Source organism: Guptibacillus hwajinpoensis, assembly GCF_005144865.1.
Classification (GTDB): domain Bacteria; phylum Bacillota; class Bacilli; order Bacillales; family Guptibacillaceae; genus Guptibacillus; species Guptibacillus hwajinpoensis_A.
This window is the reverse complement of sequence record NZ_SWFM01000003.1, coordinates 577,068-598,217: the sequence shown is the minus strand read 5'-3', so window position 1 is coordinate 598,217 and position 21,150 is coordinate 577,068. Positions and strand designations below refer to the sequence as shown.

General features: G+C 39.4%; 18 protein-coding genes and 1 tRNA gene. All 19 read left to right on the top strand.

The window, feature by feature from the left end; genetic code table 11:
- Window positions 1-132: 132 nt before the first annotated feature.
- The 19 genes from ptsG (at window position 133) to FBF83_RS13880 (ending at window position 21,141) form a co-directional block, all read left to right on the top strand.
- Window positions 133-2,163, top strand: coding sequence for a glucose-specific PTS transporter subunit IIBC (ptsG, locus tag FBF83_RS13970; RefSeq protein ID WP_136947744.1), 2,031 nt, complete (start codon window positions 133-135; stop codon window positions 2,161-2,163).
- Window positions 2,164-2,193: 30 nt separating this feature from the next.
- Window positions 2,194-2,460, top strand: coding sequence for a phosphocarrier protein HPr (locus FBF83_RS13965; protein ID WP_136947743.1), 267 nt, complete (start codon window positions 2,194-2,196; stop codon window positions 2,458-2,460).
- The gene (gene ptsP / locus FBF83_RS13960; protein ID WP_136947742.1) at window positions 2,460-4,187 is read left to right on the top strand and encodes a phosphoenolpyruvate--protein phosphotransferase; all 1,728 of its coding nucleotides are present in this window, start codon (window positions 2,460-2,462) and stop codon (window positions 4,185-4,187) included. The genes FBF83_RS13965 and ptsP overlap by 1 nt, the downstream gene beginning before the upstream one ends.
- A 296-nt stretch (window positions 4,188-4,483) precedes the next feature.
- Window positions 4,484-4,933, top strand: a complete 450-nt coding sequence (locus FBF83_RS13955; RefSeq protein ID WP_136947741.1) for a MarR family winged helix-turn-helix transcriptional regulator — start codon at window positions 4,484-4,486, stop codon at window positions 4,931-4,933.
- A 30-nt stretch (window positions 4,934-4,963) separates the two neighbouring features.
- Window positions 4,964-5,761 carry a glutamate racemase gene (gene racE, locus FBF83_RS13950; protein ID WP_136947740.1) on the top strand — a complete coding sequence of 266 codons (798 nt, stop codon included), beginning with the start codon at window positions 4,964-4,966 and terminating at the stop codon, window positions 5,759-5,761.
- 178 nt (window positions 5,762-5,939) lie between these two features.
- Window positions 5,940-7,028, top strand: coding sequence for a GerMN domain-containing protein (locus tag FBF83_RS13945; RefSeq protein WP_136947739.1), 1,089 nt, complete (start codon window positions 5,940-5,942; stop codon window positions 7,026-7,028).
- Window positions 7,029-7,161: 133 nt separating this feature from the next.
- The gene (gene rph, locus FBF83_RS13940; protein WP_136947738.1) at window positions 7,162-7,920 is read left to right on the top strand and encodes a ribonuclease PH; all 759 of its coding nucleotides are present in this window, start codon (window positions 7,162-7,164) and stop codon (window positions 7,918-7,920) included.
- Complete coding sequence (locus FBF83_RS13935) at window positions 7,913-8,506, top strand: XTP/dITP diphosphatase (RefSeq protein ID WP_136947737.1); 594 nt, start codon at window positions 7,913-7,915, stop codon at window positions 8,504-8,506. Before rph ends, FBF83_RS13935 begins: the two co-directional genes overlap by 8 nt.
- A gap of 19 nt (window positions 8,507-8,525) precedes the next feature.
- Window positions 8,526-9,041, top strand: coding sequence for a metallophosphoesterase (locus FBF83_RS13930; protein ID WP_136947736.1), 516 nt, complete (start codon window positions 8,526-8,528; stop codon window positions 9,039-9,041).
- A 131-nt stretch (window positions 9,042-9,172) separates the two neighbouring features.
- Window positions 9,173-9,249 (top strand) — tRNA-Arg (locus FBF83_RS13925).
- A 246-nt stretch (window positions 9,250-9,495) separates the two neighbouring features.
- Window positions 9,496-10,524, top strand: a complete 1,029-nt coding sequence (locus tag FBF83_RS13920; protein ID WP_136947735.1) for a tetratricopeptide repeat protein — start codon at window positions 9,496-9,498, stop codon at window positions 10,522-10,524.
- Between the two features lie 259 nt (window positions 10,525-10,783).
- Window positions 10,784-12,076 (top strand): trigger factor, encoded by a 1,293-nt coding sequence (tig, locus tag FBF83_RS13915; protein ID WP_136947734.1) that lies wholly within the window; start codon window positions 10,784-10,786, stop codon window positions 12,074-12,076.
- A 325-nt stretch (window positions 12,077-12,401) separates the two neighbouring features.
- Window positions 12,402-13,676: an ATP-dependent protease ATP-binding subunit ClpX gene (gene clpX / locus FBF83_RS13910; RefSeq protein WP_136947733.1), complete on the top strand. Its 1,275-nt coding sequence runs from the start codon at window positions 12,402-12,404 to the stop codon at window positions 13,674-13,676.
- Between the two features lie 136 nt (window positions 13,677-13,812).
- Window positions 13,813-15,474, top strand: a complete 1,662-nt coding sequence (lonB, locus tag FBF83_RS13905; protein ID WP_136947732.1) for an ATP-dependent protease LonB — start codon at window positions 13,813-13,815, stop codon at window positions 15,472-15,474.
- 172 nt (window positions 15,475-15,646) lie between these two features.
- Window positions 15,647-17,968, top strand: a complete 2,322-nt coding sequence (gene lon, locus FBF83_RS13900; RefSeq protein WP_136947731.1) for an endopeptidase La — start codon at window positions 15,647-15,649, stop codon at window positions 17,966-17,968.
- Window positions 17,965-18,546: a ribosome biogenesis GTP-binding protein YihA/YsxC gene (gene yihA, locus FBF83_RS13895; RefSeq protein WP_136947730.1), complete on the top strand. Its 582-nt coding sequence runs from the start codon at window positions 17,965-17,967 to the stop codon at window positions 18,544-18,546. Before lon ends, yihA begins: the two co-directional genes overlap by 4 nt.
- A gap of 287 nt (window positions 18,547-18,833) precedes the next feature.
- On the top strand, window positions 18,834-19,646 hold the full coding sequence (locus tag FBF83_RS13890) for a transporter substrate-binding domain-containing protein (protein ID WP_136947729.1): 813 nt from the start codon (window positions 18,834-18,836) through the stop codon (window positions 19,644-19,646).
- A gap of 73 nt (window positions 19,647-19,719) precedes the next feature.
- Window positions 19,720-20,379, top strand: coding sequence for an amino acid ABC transporter permease (locus FBF83_RS13885; RefSeq protein ID WP_136947728.1), 660 nt, complete (start codon window positions 19,720-19,722; stop codon window positions 20,377-20,379).
- Between the two features lie 21 nt (window positions 20,380-20,400).
- Entirely contained in the window at window positions 20,401-21,141 is a 741-nt protein-coding gene (locus FBF83_RS13880) for an amino acid ABC transporter ATP-binding protein (protein WP_136947727.1), read from the top strand.
- Window positions 21,142-21,150 lie beyond the last annotated feature (9 nt).

Sequence of the window (21,150 nt, the reverse complement as noted above, 5' to 3'; positions counted from 1 at the left end):
TCAGGCATGAGTGAAACCGGAATGACAATTCTGTATTGGGGTATAGTATATCCTGATTGTATTGTCATACCGTCCACTCATGCCTTTTTATATGGAGAATGATTTTGGGGGAAAATAAAAGGAGGAAAAAACATGTTTAAAAACGCTTTTGGTGTTTTACAAAGAGTTGGTAAAGCACTAATGCTTCCAGTGGCGATTTTGCCAGCAGCTGGATTGTTACTAGGTTTTGGTAATGCTTTTCAAAACCCAACTTTGCTTGAAAAATTACCATTCATGTCAGCAGAATGGTTCCAGCTTCTTGCTACTGTCATGGAAGAATCTGGAGGAATTGTGTTTGCTAACCTTGCGCTATTATTCGCAGTTGGTGTAGCAATTGGTTTGTCAGACGGAGACGGTGTTGCGGGACTTGCTGCTATCGTCGGATTCTTGGTAATGAACATTTCGATGGGTGTGCTTGAAGGAGTATCTGCTGATCAAGTAGCTGAAAGCGCATCATATGCAAATGTACTCGGTATTCCTACGCTTCAGACAGGAGTATTCGGAGGAATTATAGTCGGTATTCTTGCCTCTTATATGTATAAACGGTATTATAATATTCAACTTCCTCAATACCTTGGTTTCTTTGCTGGGAAGCGTTTTGTGCCAATCGCGACAGCGGTTTCAGCTTTGATTCTAGGTGTAATCATGATCTTTGTATGGCCACCTGTTCAAGCAGGCTTAAATGCTTTCTCACATAATATGCTTGATGCAAACCCAGCTCTTGCTGCATTTGTATTCGGTGTTATTGAACGTTCATTAATTCCATTTGGACTTCACCACATCTTCTATTCACCATTCTGGTTTGAGTTTGGTCAATATACAAATGCTGCTGGTGATATTATTCGAGGAGATCAGAAGATTTTCTTTGAACAATTAAAAGATGGTGCAGAGCTTACTGCAGGTACTTTCATGACTGGTAAATTCCCATTCATGATGTTTGGACTTCCAGCTGCTGCTCTTGCAATTTATCATGAAGCACGTCCTGAGAAAAAAGCAGTAGTAGCGGGTATTATGGGATCGGCTGCACTTACATCTTTCTTAACAGGTATTACAGAACCAATTGAATTTTCATTTCTATTCGTAGCACCGGTACTGTTCGGTATCCATGCGATCTTTGCAGGTCTTTCATTTATGACAATGGCTTTGCTAGACGTTAAAATTGGTATGACGTTCTCCGGTGGAGTAATTGATTTCCTTCTCTTCGGTGTTCTTCAAGGAAGAACAGCATGGTGGCTTGTGATTCCAGTAGGATTAGCATTTGCTGTCATTTATTACTTCGGATTCAGATTTGCGATTCGTAAGTTTAACTTGATGACCCCTGGTCGTGAAGAAGACGAAGAAGATGAAATTGCTGATGATGGTCAAGAAAACACTGCTTTAGCTTATAACGTACTTCAGGCTCTTGGTGGCGAAAGCAATATCACGAATCTAGATGCTTGTATTACTCGTCTGCGTGTATCTGTAGCTGATAAGGGAGAAGTAGATAAGAAACGCTTGCAACGTCTAGGCGCAGCTGGTGTCATGGAAGTTGGTAACAACATTCAGGCTATTTTCGGTACACAATCCGATGGTTTGAAAGGACAAATTGCAGATATCATTAGTGGTAAAACGCCAAAACCTCTTCAGGATCAGCAAAAAGAAGAGAAGCCAGAAGAAGGTCAAAGAGGCGAAGATCACCTAATTGCTCCGATTGAAGGTAAAATTTTACCGATTACAGAAGTGCCTGACCAAGTATTCTCTGGTAAAATGATGGGAGACGGTTTTGCGATTGAGCCAACAGATGGCTTGATTGTCGCACCGGTTGATGGCAAAATAATGAATGTGTTCCCAACTAAGCATGCAATTGGTATCGAGTCTGTTAACGGTCGTGAAATTCTAATACATGTTGGAATTGACACGGTTAACCTTAAAGGTGAAGGCTTCGAGGTGTTCATTAGTGAAGGCGATGAAATTAAGCAAGGACAAAAGCTTATGAAAGTTGATCTTGAATTTATTAAAGAAAATGCAACATCAACAATTACCCCTATCGTTTTCACGAATCTTGAAGATGGAGAAACAATTGATCTTGCTAAAGAAGGTAACGTTTCTAGGGAAGACAAAGATATTATTACGATATCAAAATAAAAATATAAAATTTGAAAGAGGGAATTAAAAATGGCAGAGAAAAATTTCACAGTAACAAGCGAATCAGGTATTCATGCACGTCCAGCAACAGCACTAGTAAACAAAGCAGGTCAATACAGCTCTGACGTTACTCTTGATTATAATGGCAAGTCTGTAAACCTTAAATCAATCATGGGCGTAATGAGCCTTGGTATCCAACAAAACTCTGAAATCACTATCAAAGCAGAAGGATCAGATGCTGACGATGCGATTGCAGGACTTACTGAAGTTATGGAAAACGAAGGTCTAGGCAAGTAATGTCTAACCAACTGACTGGAATTGGCGCTTCTGCCGGAATTGCGATCGCTAAAGCATTCGTTCTTGAAAATCCAGCACTTGAAATTGAACAAAAGACAATTACAGATGCTGGTGCTGAAATCGAACGTTTTGAAGCGGCCGTGAATACTGCCAAAGGTGAACTTGAAGTTATTAAGAATCATGCCAATGAACAGCTCGGAGAAGATAAAGCAGCGATTTTCGCTGCTCATCTTCTCGTTTTATCTGATCCAGAGTTGTTAAATGCGGTTAAAGATAAAGTGAATAATGAAAAAGTTAATGCTGAGAGCGCAATGAGCGACGTATCGAATATGTTTATAAGTATGTTTGAAAATATGGATAATGAATACATGAAGGAACGTGCGGCAGATATCCGTGATGTTTCCAAACGTGTTTTAGCTCATTTACTTGGCGTGACATTTACTTCACCAGGAGCGATTACAGATGAAGTAATCGTGCTTGCAGAAGACTTAACACCTTCTGATACTGCTCAGCTGAACAAGCAATTTGTTAAAGGATTTGCAACAGATATTGGTGGCAGAACGTCTCACTCTGCAATCATGGCTCGTTCTATGGAAATCCCTGCAGTAGTAGGAACAAAGACTATTACTACTGAAGATGTTGAAGGGAAAGTAATTATCATTGATGGTATCGATGGTAACGTTATTGTTGATCCTTCTGAAGAAGAAATCGCACAATACACTAAGAAAAAGGAAAACTTCGAAGCCAAAAAGCAAGAGTGGGCGAAGCTTGTTAATGAGCCAACAACTACAAAAGACGAGAAACACGTTGAACTTGCTGCAAACATTGGTACTCCTGAAGACGTAAAAGGTGTGCTTGAGAATGGTGGCGAAGGTGTTGGACTTTACCGTACAGAATTCCTTTATATGGGTAGAAATGAATTGCCTACGGAAGAAGAACAGTTCAATTCATATAAAGAAGTATTAGAGAAGATGGACGGTAAACCGGTAGTTATCAGAACACTTGATATCGGTGGAGATAAAGAACTTCCTTACTTAAATCTTCCAAAAGAAATGAATCCATTCCTAGGTTTTAGAGCGATTCGTCTTTGTTTGGAAGAAACGGAAATTTTCCGTACTCAGTTACGTGCCCTACTTCGTGCAAGTGTCTATGGTAACTTGAAGGTTATGTTCCCTATGATTGCGACTGTGGGAGAATTCCGTCAGGCAAAAGAAATGCTACTTTCTGTTAAGGAAGAGCTAATAGGGGAAGGCATTAAAGTTTCAGAAGACATTGAAGTAGGAATGATGGTTGAAATTCCAGCTACGGCTGCAATGGCCGATGTTTTTGCTAAAGAAGTTGATTTCTTTAGTGTTGGCACAAATGACCTTATTCAATACACAATGGCTGCTGACCGTATGAATCAAAAAGTTTCATACTTATATCAACCGTATAACCCTGCGATTCTGCGTCTTGTGAAAATGGTTATTGACGCAGCTCATAAAGAAGGCAAATGGGCTGGTATGTGTGGAGAAATGGCTGGCGATCAAATTGCCATTCCAATTCTACTTGGACTAGGACTTGATGAGTTCAGTATGAGTGCAACTTCTATTCTACCTGCAAGAAGCCAAATGACAAAGTTGTCTAAAGAAGAAATCTCTTCTCACATCGATCATATTCTTTCGCTCGCAACGAACGAAGAAGTGATTGCTTATGTAACAGAACATTTCGCAACGGAAGAGCTATAGGAAACTATAGCTCTTTTTTTTGATAACTGCGTTAAAGTTTTAAGGTTTTCTGTATAAAACATACTTCATAGTTAATTTGGACGGATGGTGTCCCGTCCAGCCAAAAACGAGCATTTTGGAACGGAAATTACCCCTACTTTTATAGCGGTATTTCTACGAAAATAGACTTTACTTTATATGTTTACTAATAGGTAACAGGTACCGAATCTGACATCTTTCTAGGTAAGTGCATACTCTTGCATTTCGATTCACTTACAATCAAAATAGATAGTAAGACATAATAAGGGGGAGACTAGATGCCTGAAGAATTGACAAGAGAACCAGCATCAATTGTTGATATAGAGAAATCACTACGGATGGTCGCAGGTATTATTAAGCAGAATGGACGTGAACTTCTGAGTGAATTCTCAATTACACCTCCTCAATTCCTTGCTCTTCAATGGCTCTCAGAATATGGTGATCTAACCATTGGCGAGCTTTCTAATAAAATGTATTTAGCATGTAGTACAACGACCGATCTCGTTGACAGAATGGAAAAAACAGATTTAGTTAAAAGAGTGAAAGACCCAAACGACAGACGAGTCGTTCGAATTCATATATTAGATAAAGGAAATGAGATCATTAAGAAAGTTATTCACAAAAGACAGGTCTATTTGGACAAGATCACAAAGAAATTTTCAGGTGATCAAGTAAAGGCTCTTGAAGAGAGTTTGCACTTGCTTTATGAAGAGATGAAAAAGAACTAACTGGACCGGTAATTAGAGAGGCGAAATATTTTGAAGAAACCAATAGGGGTTATTGATTCAGGTGTTGGTGGATTAACTGTAGCAAGAGAGATCATGCGACAGCTTCCAAAAGAAGAAATAGTATACATTGGTGATACTGCGAGATGTCCTTATGGACCTAGATCATCTGCGGAAGTTAGCCAGTATACATGGGAGATGACGAATTACCTTCTAGAACAATACCAAATTAAAATGTTAATTATTGCATGCAATACGGCCACTGCTGTAGTCTTGAATGAAATTCAAGAAAAGCTCGATATTCCTGTGCGAGGTGTCATACATCCCGGTGCAAGAAGCGCTTTAAAAGAAACGACAAACCGATATATAGGTGTCATTGGAACATCAGGAACAATTAAGAGTGGTGCATATGAGAAGTCCCTTAAAGCCATTAATAATGATATTCGAGTAGATAGTTTAGCCTGTCCACCATTTGTTCCACTTGTTGAAACAGGAAATCTTGACAGCGTAGAAACATATGAAACTGTCAAAACAACTCTTGCTCCATTGGCTGATAAAGGCATTGATACGCTCATACTTGGGTGCACCCATTATCCTTTATTAGAACCAGTTATCCAATCCGTCATGGGGGAAAGCACGTCTATTATCTGTTCAGGTGATGAAACCGCCTATGAGGTGAGTGGAATCCTAGAATATAGCTCTCTTCTGTATACTGGTGATGAAAAGCCTTCCCATACGTTTTTAACGACTGGATCTATCGATAATTTCACGAGAATCGCGACCCACTGGCTAGATTATCCAGTTTTAAAGGTTGAACAAATAAAGCTCTAGTCCATGGACTAGAGCTTTTTGTTAGGCTCATTTAAATTGCTTGGAGCGGAAACCACTCATTAATTTTAATAAGATTTCTGCTTAATTAATGGTAAGCCAAGTTATTCTCATTCCTCTGGTATAAATTCTTATATAACTCGTATAAATGATAGTACAAACCATCCGGGGAGGGATAGCTATGCGTTTACGTGGGATTGGATTTATCATAATGTTGCTTTCATTCTTATTAACAATATCGGGATGTGGATTTGGATTTGAAAAGACGCTTAAAGAAATTGATCCGCCTAAAGTCGACTATGTTGAAGAAGGAAAGCAGCTTGATGATAAGGATACTGGTGCTGTGAAAGAAGAGAGCGGTGCAGAAGATGCTGAGGGAGAGCAAGCAACTGATGCGACAACAGGTATGACACCTCGACAGCTTTATCTGCTTGATGCAAATGGAATGGTCGTTCCACAAACGGTTCAATTACCTGCAGTAGAAGGTGCAGCGAAACAGGCTCTTGAATACCTGGTTGTGGATGGACCGGTTACCGAAATGCTTCCTAATGGATTTAAAGCAGTTTTGCCAGCTGGAACAGTTGTACAGGGAATTGATCAAATGGATCATACTCTAGTCGTCGACTTCTCTAAAGAGTTTAAAGACTATGCAGCTGAGAATGAGAAGCAAATCTTAGAAGCAGTAACTTGGACGCTTACGCAGTTTGAAGGTGTAGAAAAAGTAAAGATTCAAATAAATGGGTACGATCAAACAGAAATGCCTGTTAACGGTACACCAATTGGCGAAAGCTTCAGCCGAGCGAATGGAATAAACCATGAGATGGGTAATGTTGTTGATGTTTCAAATAGTGAAGGTATAACAGTATACTTCATGGCACAAAGTGATGATTACTCCTATTATGTGCCTGTTACGAAGCGTATGGAAGGCGTCTCAAATGATGTGAAAGGTGTACTTAAAGGTTTGATGGAAGGGCCACCTGTTCATTCAGGGCTTTTCACACAAATTTCTAAAGATGTGAAGCTACTCAATGCTAAAGAGGAAGATGGGCTGTTAACGTTAGATTTTAATGATGCGATATTAACTGGAGCAGAAGATAAAGTGCTTGAGAAAGAACTTTTAAATACTCTCGTTCTTTCACTAACAGAGCAAACCAATGTTGAAGAAGTAGCCATTACAGTAGATGGTAATGCTGAAGTAGTAGACGAATCAGGAAAAAGCCTTTCTGAGCCAGTTACTAGACCTGTAGACGTTAACAAAGTAGGTTTTTAAAAAAGAATATGATAGGATGAAGAGGCAGGAGTTCTGCCTCTTTTCTTTGTTTAGAATGGAATATTTAATCTTCGTGAAAGCCTTCTAACTATGAGTGCAGCCTGTGAACGATATGGTGAACAGGAGGACTATTATGAGAGTTGACGACCGTAAACCTAATGAGTTACGTGAGATACATATTGAAAAAGATTATATTAAACACCCTGAAGGTTCCGTATTAATATCAGTGGGTGATACAAAGGTGATATGCTCTGCATCTATTGAAGATCGTGTTCCTCCATTTTTGAGAGGACAGGGGAAAGGATGGATAGCGGCAGAATACGCTATGCTTCCAAGAGCAACGGAACAACGTAATATTCGTGAATCCAGTAAAGGGAAAGTTGCTGGTCGAACAATGGAAATTCAGCGTTTAATTGGAAGAGCACTTCGGACGGTTGTTGACCTTGAGGCATTAGGCGAACGAACTGTATGGATTGATTGCGATGTAATTCAAGCAGATGGTGGAACACGCACTGCTTCAATAACTGGAGCATTTGTTGCCTTATCTATTGCTATTGAAAAAGGTCTTGCAAGAAAGCAGTTCAAAAAAATGCCGTTGACCGATTTCCTGGCTGCCACCTCTGTAGGTATTAATGGAAGTGGAGAGGCTATCCTTGACTTATGTTACAAAGAGGACTCTTCTGCTCAAGTTGATATGAACATTGTGATGACAGGAAGCGGAGAATTTGTTGAACTTCAAGGTACCGGTGAAGAAGCTACATTCAATATGAACCAACTGAATGATATGCTGGCTCTCGGAAAAGAAGGTATTGAACAATTAATAGAGAAACAAGCCGATGTGATTGGTGGATTTGCTTCCAAGATCAAGGGGGATCATTCTAATCATGCGTAAACTTCTGATTGCAACAAAGAACGAGGGAAAAGTAAAAGAATTTAAGCGTCGTTTTGAATCAGAGAACCTAACTGTTATTTCTTTATTGGATCTTGAAGAGGCACCGGATGTAGCAGAAACCGGAAGCACTTTTGCTGAGAATGCGGTTTTAAAGGCTGAGGCGATTATGCGCTTAACGAATCAACCTGTTATCGCAGATGATTCAGGACTTGTTGTAGATGCTCTTGATGGAGATCCAGGTGTCTATTCAGCAAGGTACGCTGGTCTAGAAAAAGATGATGAAGCAAACATTGATAAAGTATTAAATGAAATGAAGGACATACCAGAAGAGAAGCGTACAGCTTCCTTTCAGTGTGTTTTAGCAGTTGCTATTCCAGATAATAAGACAGAAATTTTTTCAGGAAAATGTAATGGAACAATTGCATTTGAACGTTCAGGAATCAACGGCTTTGGATATGATCCAATTTTCTATGTCCCTTCTTATGGTAAGACTATGGCAGAATTATCTCCAGATGAGAAAAATGCTGTCTCACACCGTGGAAAAGCACTTGATCGTCTTGAAGAAAATTTCAAAGAATTATTTTAGATGAAAGGAGTGGAGTGAATTGAAAGTACTTGTTGTTAGTGATAATCATAGTTCAGCAGAAGAACTTCATCAGTTAGTTGAAAGGCATCAAGGAGATGTACAATGTATGGTTCATTGTGGAGACTCCGAGTTTGATTATGATGCTGAAGAGATGACTCCATTCCAAATTAGAGTAAGAGGCAATTGCGATTTTGATAATCGCTATCCTAATGAAATTGCTGAAACAATAGGTAGTAAAACAATCTTCACTACACACGGGCACTTATACAATGTAAAGATGACGCTAATGAAGCTTGCGTATAAAGCTGAAGAAACAAATGCAGATCTTGTTTGTTTTGGTCATTCTCATGAAGCCCTTGCTGTTTATGAAGATGGAACTCTTTTTCTGAATCCAGGAAGTGTTAGACTTCCAAGGCAACCTGCAATTAAAACATATGCCATTGTAGAATGGTCAGATAGCAAAGTTACGGTTACATTTCATGATGAAGAGGGTACTCTTGTAAATGATCTATCTAGAAGTTTCCCTTTAACTTAAAGTTTTTTGAAAAACACAGCTACGCTGTGTTTTTTTTGATTGCAAAACTATTGACTTTGCCCGTTCCTTTCGATATATTTATATTTGTCGCTGCGCGGCAGTAATACATACATAGCTTTTACATTAGTATTGTCCCAGTAGCTCAGCAGGATAGAGCAACAGCCTTCTAAGCTGTGGGTCGGGAGTTCGAATCTCTCCTGGGACACCATAGTATATCAATCCAAAGACATTTATCTTCTTGATAGATGTCTTTTTTAGTTTTTCTTTGTACTTCACGAGATAACGGATATTTAATTAAAATAACGGTCCAGGTGATATGATAAAAATAAGAGGGGGGCATGCTTCAGCTTGAGTTTACATGTGGATACTGATAAACTGATAGCTAATCGTAGCTGCGCCTTTCCTGCTGTAAACTCTTTTAATAGAGAATATAAGAGAGTGGAGCGATTACGTCATGGATAAAGAAAAGCATGAACGGAAAATAGTTTATTTCCCAAACGTGGCAGGCAAGCTTGTCGAAAAAGGAATGGCAGCACTAAAAGCTAAGCAAATAAAAGAGGCACATGAACATTTCAGTCAGCTTCTTGAAATTGAACCAGATCATCCACAAGGGCATTTTGGGATGGTGCTCAGCCTGGTTGAGATGGGAGATTTAATGGAAGCTTCTGAACGCTGTGAAACAATGATGCAGCAGGGTATCGGGGACTATTATGACATTTTTCAAGTATACATATCAATATTGGTTCAGCTTGGAAAGTATCAGAAAGTGGTTACGATGATTGAAGCGGTAATACAAGAAAAACAGCTTCCGTCGAACATTGCGGAATCGCTCTATCAGCTGCTGCATTTCAGCAGACAAATGACAAATTATGACCTTGATTCCCATGATGAGTATGACGCTGTTCAAGAGGAAGATACTGACAAGCTGATTGCTTATCTAGAAAGCGATAAGACGGAGAAACAGTGGCTGGCAATTCAGAAGTTAAGCGCTGCAGATGAGAAAAAGTCAATCCCCGTATACCTTACATATCTAAATGAAACAAACAAAGATCCTCTTCTGAAGAGCCTTGTATTACAGGTTCTAAGAGAAAAAGAGTTGGATCAAGAAGTCGTCGTACATAAATTTGGTAGAGAGATTACTGTTAACCCATCCCACTTAAAAGATATCTTTTTACAAGATTTCTCTTTAAGTGTGAAGTCAAAACTCTCTGACGTATTAGAACAGAAAAACCCAGCTCTGTTTGAGATGTGCATGCAAATTTGGTGGCATTACCTTTTCGCTATTTCTCCATTTGAAGCTGAACCTTCGAATAGTTCCGTCTGGGCTGCAGCTGTTCATAAAGTGGCTTCCGACATGAATGGTGAAGAGATTACTAATGAAGAATTGCGTGAGCATTATCAAATCAAATCTTCGGAGTACGAAGTGGCTGCAAATCGCATTATGAACATAGAGAATCAGCCTTTTTACCGTCCCTTTGAGTAGAAATAAATGGAAAGTAAATGTTTTTACTTGCGATTAAAAGAAATCATCGATAAGCTGTACTATGGCTAAACGGTTTGCAATCATGCCGTATGTGTTGAAAACCGGCTGTTCTATGTTATAATACAATAGTTGCAAACCCATATTTACTAGTAAAAGAGACCGTTTAAAAGTAAGTAGACGCTTTTATACTCCAAAAAGTGTCATCTTATTTAAACGCTCGATTAGTGGAAATATATTTATTGTTGGAGGTAATGTGTAAATGACTGCAAAATGGGAAAAGCTTGAAGGTAACCAGGGCGTCCTTACAGTTGAAGTTGACGCTACTGAGGTAAATACTGCGCTTGATGAAGCGTTCAAAAAGGTTGTTAAACAGGTAAACGTACCTGGATTCCGTAAAGGTAAAATGCCACGTTCTCTTTTCGAAAAACGTTTTGGTGTAGAATCTCTTTATCAAGATGCTCTTGATATCATTCTTCCAAAAGCATATTCCGAAGCTATTGACGAATCTGGAATTGAGCCAGTTGATCGTCCAGAAGTTGACGTTGAGCAAATGGAAAAAGGTCAAAACTTGATCTTCAAAGCAACTGTAACAGTTAAGCCTGAAGTTAAGCTTGGCGAATACAAAGGTCTTGAAGTTGAAGAACAAGATACGAATGTAACAGACGAAGAAGTAGAAGCTGAGCTTAAAGCTCTTCAAGAAAAGCAAGCTGAGCTTGTTGTTGTTGAAGACGGAGAGCTTCAAGAAGGCGATACAGCAGTAATCGACTTTGAAGGCTTCCTAGGTGAAGAACCATTTGAAGGTGGAAAAGGCGAGAACTATTCACTAGAAATCGGTTCAAACACGTTTATCCCTGGATTTGAAGAGCAATTGATTGGTGAGAAAGCTGGCGCTGAAAAGGAAGTAACAGTTACTTTCCCTGAAGAGTACCATGCTGAGAACCTTGCTGGACAAGAAGCGAAGTTCCAGGTGAAAATTCACGACATTAAGCGTAAAGAGCTTCCAGAGCTTGACGATGAGTTTGCTAAAGACGTAAACGAAGAAGTCGAAACACTTGATGAGCTTAAGAAAACAACGAAAGAAAATCTTGCGAAGCAAAAAGCAGAAGATGCTGATGTTCAAAAGAAAGACACGTTGATTGAAAAAGCTGCTGAAAATAGTGAGATCGATCTTCCATCTGCTATGGTAGATGCAGAAGTAGATCGCATGCTTCAAGAATTTGAACAGCGTCTACAACAACAAGGTATGAACCTTGAAATGTACTACCAGTTCTCTGGACAAGATGAGAAAGCACTTCGCGAACAAATGCAAGAAGACGGTGAAAAGCGCGTGCGCACGAACTTGACTCTTGAAGCGATTGCTGACGCTGAGAATGTTGAAGTTTCTGAAGAAGAAGTAAATGAAGAACTTTCCAAGATGGCAGCAATGTACAACATGGAAGAAGAACAAATTCGTTCAATGCTAACAATGCAGGGCGGCACTGATGCACTTAAAGGTGACCTTCGCGTCCGTAAAGCAATCGATGTTCTTGTAGATAACAGCAAAAAAGCATAATTAAAGCTATCATTGGCTTATTTGAAACAAGGCGCTTAATTGCGCCTTGTTTTTAAAAAAGAAGTAGTAATGAAATCATTCAAATTAGCTAAACATAGTAGTAGGACAAATACTCTATACATAGTAAGCTTTCAAAGAGTCGTTTTACTTCGTATCCTTTTGAGTTATGTGATACAATTTCAATACATAAATAGGATAAGAAACCAGTGGTGAATGCCCGTTAGGATTGCTTAATAAGTGATAGTTAGTTCAGTTGAACTAATGGAGTTTCTTTGCAGATAGACCTACTCGGATTTCATCGAGATCAACGGTTAGGGGTGAATTCATGTTTAAATTTAACGACGAAAAAGGACAACTGAAATGTTCTTTCTGTGGTAAAACACAGGATCAAGTACGAAAGCTAGTTGCAGGACCAGGTGTATACATCTGTGATGAATGTATTGAACTTTGTACTGAAATTGTAGAAGAAGAGCTTGGAACTGAAGAAGAGGTGGACTTCAAAGAAGTACCGAAGCCTCATGAAATTTGTCAGATCCTTGATGACTATGTCATCGGCCAAGAAAAAGCGAAAAAGTCTCTATCTGTTGCGGTTTATAATCACTACAAGCGTATTAACGCTTCAGGTAAACCAGATGACGTAGAACTTGCAAAGAGTAACATCGCGTTGATTGGTCCAACAGGTAGCGGTAAAACTCTTCTCGCTCAAACCCTTGCTAGAATTTTGAACGTGCCTTTCGCAATAGCGGATGCAACGTCATTAACTGAAGCAGGTTATGTAGGTGAGGATGTTGAGAATATTCTTCTTAAACTCATCCAAGCCGCAGATTACGATGTAGAAAAAGCTGAAAAAGGTATTATTTACATCGATGAAATCGATAAAGTTGCTCGTAAGTCTGAAAACCCTTCTATTACACGTGATGTGTCAGGTGAAGGTGTACAGCAGGCACTACTTAAAATTCTTGAGGGTACTACTGCAAGCGTTCCTCCACAAGGTGGACGTAAGCATCCTCATCAAGAATTTATCCAAATTGATACGACGAATATCCTCTTTATTTGCGGAGGAGCATTTGATGGTATCGAACAAATCATTAAACGTCGTCTTGGTAAGAAAATCATTGGATTCAGTGGTGAAGCAAAACAGGAAGATCTTAAGCCAGGTGAATATCTAAGCAAAGTACTTCCAGAAGACTTACTTCGCTTCGGACTTATTCCGGAATTCATCGGTCGTCTTCCAGTTATCGGAAGCCTTGAACCACTTGATGAAGAAGCACTGGTTGAAATTCTTACAAAGCCTAAAAATGCGCTTGTTAAACAATACCAGAAGCTTCTAGAACTTGACGATGTAGAGCTTGAATTTGAAGATGATGCTCTTGTTGAAATTGCTAAACAAGCTATCGAAAGAAAGACAGGTGCACGTGGACTTCGTTCTATTATTGAAGGCATTATGCTTGATGTGATGTACGATCTTCCTTCTCGTGATGAGATTAAGAAATGTGTGCTTACAGCTTCAACTGTAAGTGAAAAGTCCACACCTAAATTGATTTTAGAAGATGGCTCTGTTATTGATGAAGATAAGAAATCACCAAAGGAAAGTGCATAAGAAAATTAACCAATCACCCGTGGGTGGTTGGTTTTTTTATATTCCTATTAATGGATTCAAATTATTGATTTCCGGTTTATGGAACCATACCTCAGGAGATACTAGTGCTATTGATAAATCTCCAGGAGGTACGATTATGAATTGGACAGGCATTGCGTTAGCGATACAATTGTTTTTTGGAATTGTTATAGGATTGTATTTCTGGAATTTGCTTCGTAATCAGCGAACCCAGAAAGTTTCTATAGATAAAGAATCCCGAAAAGAAATGGAGCACTTAAGACGATTAAGGAGTATTTCGTTAAGTGAGCCACTTTCAGAGCGCATTAGACCTAATGGTTTTTCAGAAATTGTGGGCCAAGAAGAGGGGATTCGTACTCTAAGAGCTGCTATTTGCGGACCGAATCCTCAACATGTACTTATATACGGTCCGCCTGGGGTTGGTAAAACGGCTGCAGCTCGGCTAGTGCTAGAAGAGGCAAAACGCAACCGCGGAACCCCTTTTAAACAAACAGCGGTGTTTGTTGAATTGGATGCTACAACTGCAAGGTTTGATGAAAGAGGCATTGCAGATCCATTAATTGGTTCTGTTCATGACCCTATTTATCAAGGGGCAGGTGCTATGGGACAAGCTGGTATTCCTCAACCCAAACAAGGTGCTGTAACAAATGCACATGGAGGAATTCTTTTTATTGATGAAATTGGAGAGCTTCATCCGATCCAAATGAATAAGCTTCTAAAAGTGCTAGAAGATCGTAAGGTTTTTCTAGAAAGTGCTTATTACAATGAAGAGAACTCGAATATCCCAACACACATACATGATATATTCCAGAATGGGTTACCTGCTGATTTCAGGATGATTGGAGCTACCACAAGAACACCCGACGAAATTCCTCCTGCCATTCGTTCAAGATGTATGGAGGTGTACTTTAGGGAACTAAGTCAGGATGAAATTGCTAGAATTGCAACCAGAGCTGCTAAAAAGCTCAACCTTACGTTAGATGATGAAGGAATACAGCGTGTTAGCAGATATGCAAGAAATGGACGTGAAGCTGTAAATTTGATGCAAATTGCTGCAGGACTTGCAATTACGGAGAGTAGAGGGAGTATTACAGCAGCCGATATGGAATGGGTTATCCATGCAAGCAGACTAACACCTCGACCTGAAAGGAAAATTCCACTTCATCCAAGTACTGGGCTAGTGAATGGCCTTGCTGTTTACGGACCAAATACGGGAGCACTACTTGAAATTGAAGTAACAGCTGTTAAAGCAGAGAAGGAAGGGACTGTTACGATTACAGGGATTGTGGAAGAAGAAAGCATTGGAAATCAATCCAAGTCGATTCGAAGAAAGAGTCTTGCAAAATCTTCGGTTGAAAATGTGATGACTGTTCTAAAGGCAATGGGCATTCCTGCTGATTCTTACAATCTACATATCAATTTCCCTGGCGGTGTTCCAGTGGATGGGCCTTCAGCAGGGGTTGCAATTGCAACAGGTATATATTCAGCTATTAAAGGAAGCCCTGTTAGTAACAAAATAGCTATGACAGGTGAAGTTAGTATTCATGGGTTCGTTAAACCAGTTGGTGGCGTATTTGCAAAGGTAACGGCTGCTCGCGATGCTGGAGCAGAGCTTGCATTAATTCCCGAGGAAAATAACGAAGAAATGCTTAAAGTAATAAAGGGTATCAAAGTCGTACCTGTTAAGCATTTGTCAGAGGTGTTTGATGCAGCTTTTCTTCTTGGAAAGCAACAAGAATATCCATCTATAGTGATGGGACAATCCCAGCCCGGTAGTTAAAGGGCGGGATTTTCTTTATGTAGATAAGTTTTTTTAGGAGATTGGACAGGGAAGATTAGACAAGTGCAAGATAGTTAGGATACAATGAAGTACAACTTATTAACTAGATAAGCTCAGGATTTTTACGAGTCAAATAAGATTTTTTATAGTTTGTTGTCTGGAGGTGCCATGATTGAAAAGTGAACATAAAACATTGCCATTATTACCATTAAGAGGGTTGCTGGTATATCCATCCATGGTTTTGCATCTTGATGTTGGACGAGATAAATCTGTTCAAGCACTTGAGAAGGTTATGATGGACGATCAACAAATCTTCCTCTCTACACAAAAAGAAGTAGAAATTGAGACACCAGAAGTTGAAGATATTTACGAAATTGGTACGCTTGCAACCGTTAAGCAAATGCTTAAGCTACCTAATGGTACGATTCGAGTTCTTGTTGAAGGACTTCAACGTGGGAAGATAATTGAATTTAAAGATACAGAAGAATTTTATGAAGTCGAAATCGAGCAGATCGATGAGAGCGCTGAACGGAACGTTGAAGAAGAAGCGCTAATGCGTACTGTGCTAGATTTATTTGAACAATATATTAAAGTTTCTAAGAAGGTAACGGCTGAGACCTTCGCTTCTGTAAGTGATATTGAGCAACCAGGACGGCTTGCAGATATCATCGCATCCCATCTTTCACTAAAGATTCGTCAGAAGCAAGAAATTCTTGAAACGTATAATTCTCAGGAACGATTAAATAAGCTCATTGAAATTCTCCAAAATGAGAAAGACGTCATTGATCTTGAGAAAAAAATCGGACAAAGAGTTAAGCGTTCTATGGAAAAGACTCAGAAAGAATACTACCTTCGCGAACAAATGAAGGCTATTCAAAATGAGCTGGGTGAAAAAGAAGGTAAAACAGGTGAAGTTTCGTCTTTGAAAGAGAAGATTGAAGAAGCGGATATGCCTGAAAATGTCCAAGAAATGGCTTACAAAGAGCTTGATCGATACGAGAAGATTCCTCAGAGCTCTGCTGAAAGTTCAGTGATACGAAACTATATTGATTGGTTAATTCAAATTCCTTGGTCGAAAGAAACTGAGGATAATCTTGATATCAACCATGCTGAAAAAATACTAAATGAAGATCATTATGGTCTTGAGAATGTAAAAGAACGTGTCCTTGAATACCTTGCTGTTCAACAGCTAACGAAATCTCTTAAGGGACCAATTCTATGCCTTGTAGGACCACCAGGAGTAGGGAAGACTTCACTTGCACGATCAGTAGCTCGTTCTATTGGACGTGAATTCGTCCGTATATCACTAGGTGGTGTTCGTGATGAAGCTGAAATCCGCGGTCATAGAAGAACATATGTCGGTGCTATGCCAGGTCGAATCATTCGTGGAATGAAAAAAGCGGGTACGGTGAATCCTGTTTTCCTTCTTGATGAAATTGATAAAATGTCTAATGATTTCCGCGGTGATCCTTCTTCTGCCTTGCTTGAAGTACTCGATCCACAGCAAAATAACACGTTTAGTGACCATTATATTGAGGAGCCTTACGATCTTTCGAAAGTCATGTTTGTAACAACAGCAAACAGCCTTGCAACGATTCCTGAGCCACTTCTTGATCGAATGGAAGTTATTCGTATTGCAGGTTATACTGAAATCGAGAAAGTTAATATTGCTAAGAACTATCTGATGCCAAGACAATTGGAAGAGCATGGCTTGAGCAAGAGTAATCTTCAGATTAGAGATGAAAGTCTCTATAAGCTTGTACGTCAGTATACAAGAGAAGCTGGTGTTCGTAATCTGGAACGACAAATTGCAACTGTTTGTCGAAAAGCGACTAAATTAATCGTTTCTGGTAAGAAAAAACGTGTTATTGTAACAGAGTCTATGCTTGAAGAACTACTAGGACATCCAAAGTTCCGATATGGTGAAGCAGAGAAAGAAGATCAAATTGGTACGGCCACAGGCCTTGCTTATACAACTGCCGGAGGAGACACACTTGCAATTGAAGTCTCCTTATCACCAGGAAAAGGGAAGTTGATTCTAACAGGTAAGCTTGGAGACGTTATGAAAGAGTCTGCTCAGGCTGCTTTCAGTTATATTCGCTCAAAGTCCGAAGAACTTTCTATTGATCCTACTTTCCATGAAACGAACGATATTCACATTCATGTTCCAGAGGGAGCGACTCCAAAAGATGGTCCTTCTGCAGGAATTACCATTGCAACAGCTCTAGTATCCGCATTAACTGGCAAGGCTGTTCGAAGAGATGTAGGGATGACGGGTGAAATCACCCTTCGTGGACGTGTCCTTCCAATTGGTGGGTTAAAAGAAAAGTCGTTAAGTGCTCACCGTGCTGGATTAACGACGATTATAATGCCAAAAGAAAATGAAAAAGATCTGGAAGATATTCCAGAAAGCATACGCAAAGATTTAACCTTCCTTCCAGTTTCACATTTGGATGAAGTGTTAAAAACCGCACTTGTGGGGGAGAATAAATGAAAGTAACAAAATCAGATTTTATTATCAGCGCTGTTAAACCGGAGCAATATCCTATAGATAGATTACCTGAGATTGGACTAGCTGGTAGATCAAATGTAGGTAAATCATCTTTAATCAACACGCTGATTAATCGAAAGAACCTTGCCAGAACTTCTCAGAGGCCTGGTAAAACACAAACTCTCAATTTCTATATGATTAATGAAATTCTTTACTTTGTCGACGTTCCAGGATATGGATTTGCAAAAGTATCGAAGAAAGAAAGAGATTCTTGGGGCAAAATGATTGAAACGTATTTAACTGATCGAGATCAGTTGAAAGCTGTTATTCAAATCGTCGACTTAAGACATTCACCTTCAAACGACGATGTTGTTATGTATGATTGGTTAAAGCATTATGAGATTCCAGTTATCGTAGTAGCAACAAAGTCTGACAAAATTCCAAAAGGAAAATGGGGCAAGCATCTGAAAGTTGTTAGTCAAACGCTTAAGATTGAGCCAACTGATAAGCTCGTAACGTTCTCTTCTCATACGGGACAGGGTAAAGAAGATGTTTGGAGCGCCATAAGATCCTATTTATAAAGTAATTATGACCGGCATATATGCTGGTCTTTTTTTGTGTAAATCGTTTTAATTATTCAGAAAAATCATGTTTGTCTATCATTTTTAAAGGGAATAGAAAGGAAGGCTAGTAAACAGAAGGATAAGCTTGCTGAGTCCGTCTTATGCTTGTAAATGCTTTAATAGGGGGTGTAGTAACGTTTATGTAGAATTGATTGAAATGTCAAAATATTGGTATTATAGTAATATCGCAGTTTACATAATCTTAACTGCATAAAAGAAAAGTCGTTCAAGGGGGACATGTGAAGATGAAAAAGAAGTGGAGTTTTCTTACCGCACTAATGTTAACGTTTGTTCTTATTCTTACTGCCTGTGGTGGGGGTAACGAAGAGAGTGAATCGTCAGGATCTGAAGGATCTGATGGACTGGAACTAACAAAAGATGGTAAATTCAGTTACGTCGTTTCGGGAGAGTTTCCTCCTTTTAGTACGGTTGATGAGAACGGTGACCTTGACGGTTTTGACGTTGCGGTAGGTAAAGCTATTGCAGAAAAGCTAGGACTTGAGCCAGCAGTTGAGAAATTTAAGTTTAGTGGTATGGTGTCAGCTATTCAATCAGGACGCTATGATGCAGCAGTAGCTAGTCATACGATTACAGATGAGCGTAAAGAAGCAGTGAATTTTAGTGAACCATACTATTATTCAGGTCCTGTTCTCTACGTACAGCCTGGAAGTGACATTAAGAGTGTAGAAGATCTATCTGATAAAGATGTAGCAGTATCAAAAGGCTCGACATACGAGAAATCTGCACAGGAGTACACAGACAAAATTTCGAATTACGACAGTGATCAGACTGCCCTTCGTGCCTTAAGCGAAGGAAAGCACGATGCCGTTATTACAGATGACATTACTGGTAAACAAGCAATTGAAGAAGGCTTTAAAATTGAAAAAGTAGAGCAGCTTGGTACTAGTGAACAGGCTGTTGCGATTAAGAAAGAGAATGCAAATCTTTTAGAAGCTGTAAACAAGGCGTTACAGGAACTAAAAGAAGATGGAACGCTTAAAGAACTTAGTGAGGAATACATCGGAGTAGACATCACCCAGAATCCTGACAGCGAGTAAGGAAAAGGAATGTGTGCTATTGCACACATTCCTTTTTAAACTATGCTACACAACTCTAAGGAGCTGATTTCACTTGCCAACTTTTGGTCATTTTTTAGAAACATTATTAAATAGCTACCCTGTATTCTTTGAAGGGTTATGGCTCACCATACGAGTTACATTCGTATCGGTTCTAATTGCAGTTTTTATAGGACTCTTCTTTGCATTATTTAAGATTTCACAATCCAAGATTTTAAACTGGATAGCAAACATTTATATTGCGGTTATACGTGGTACTCCACTCATCGTACAAATATTTATTTTCTATTTCGGATTAACAGAATTTAATATTCCTAAGTTCTGGGCAGCATCGATTGGACTAGCCTTACATAACGGAGCTTATATTGCAGAGATCTTCCGAGGATCCATTCAATCCATTGATAAAGGTCAAATGGAAGCTGGGCGCTCTCTTGGAATGAGTCACACCCTTGCCATGAGACGAATTATTTTACCACAGGCATTTCGAAGAGCACTTCCACCGCTTGGAAACCAGTTTATCATCGGTTTAAAAGATTCTTCCCTAGCTGCATTCATTGCACTCCCAGAGTTATTTAGCGTTGCGACTACACAGGGAGCAAGGACGTTTGATGAAATGACGTACTTACTGATTGTAGCTGTATATTATCTTGTTCTTGTTCTAATCTTTACGCTACTTGTTAACCTGCTTGAAAAAAGATTATCCGCTAGTGATTAAGAGATAAGAGAGGTGCTGTATATGGGAGATAAAGCTGAAATGATTCGTGTAGAGAAACTGAATAAATCCTTCGGTGATCTTCACGTTCTTAAAGATATTGACCTTGAGGTAAATGAAAGTGATGTTGTGGTTCTAATCGGAGCTAGTGGATCGGGGAAAAGTACGCTACTCCGTTGCATGAACTTTCTTGAAATTAAAAACAGCGGCAATGTCATTATCGAAGGTGAAACAATAGATCCTAAGAATAATGATCTGAATAAAGTGAGACAGCGAGTAGGAATGGTGTTTCAACATTTTAATCTATTTCCTCACAAATCAGTTTTGGATAATGTTATTGAAGCGCCGCTTACGGTTAAGAAAATGAAACGAGCAGATGCTGAGAAAGAAGGGAAAGAACTACTTGCGAAAGTAGGTCTTGCTGACAAAGCCAACGTGTACCCTAATAAACTTTCAGGGGGCCAAAAGCAGCGTGTAGCAATTGCTCGGTCACTAGCTATGAAACCTGATATTATGCTATTTGATGAGCCAACCTCAGCACTAGACCCAGAACTTGTTGGCGAAGTCCTTTCTACTATGAAGTCTTTAGCTAAAGAAGGAATGACTATGGTAGTCGTCACACATGAAATGGGATTTGCTCGAGAAGTAGGCGACTGGGTTGTGTATATGCACGATGGTAAAATTGTTGAGAAAGGTCATCCGAATGATATCTTTAATGATCCTAAAGAGCAGCGTACACAGGACTTTTTAAGTTCCATCCTATAGAAAAAGTAA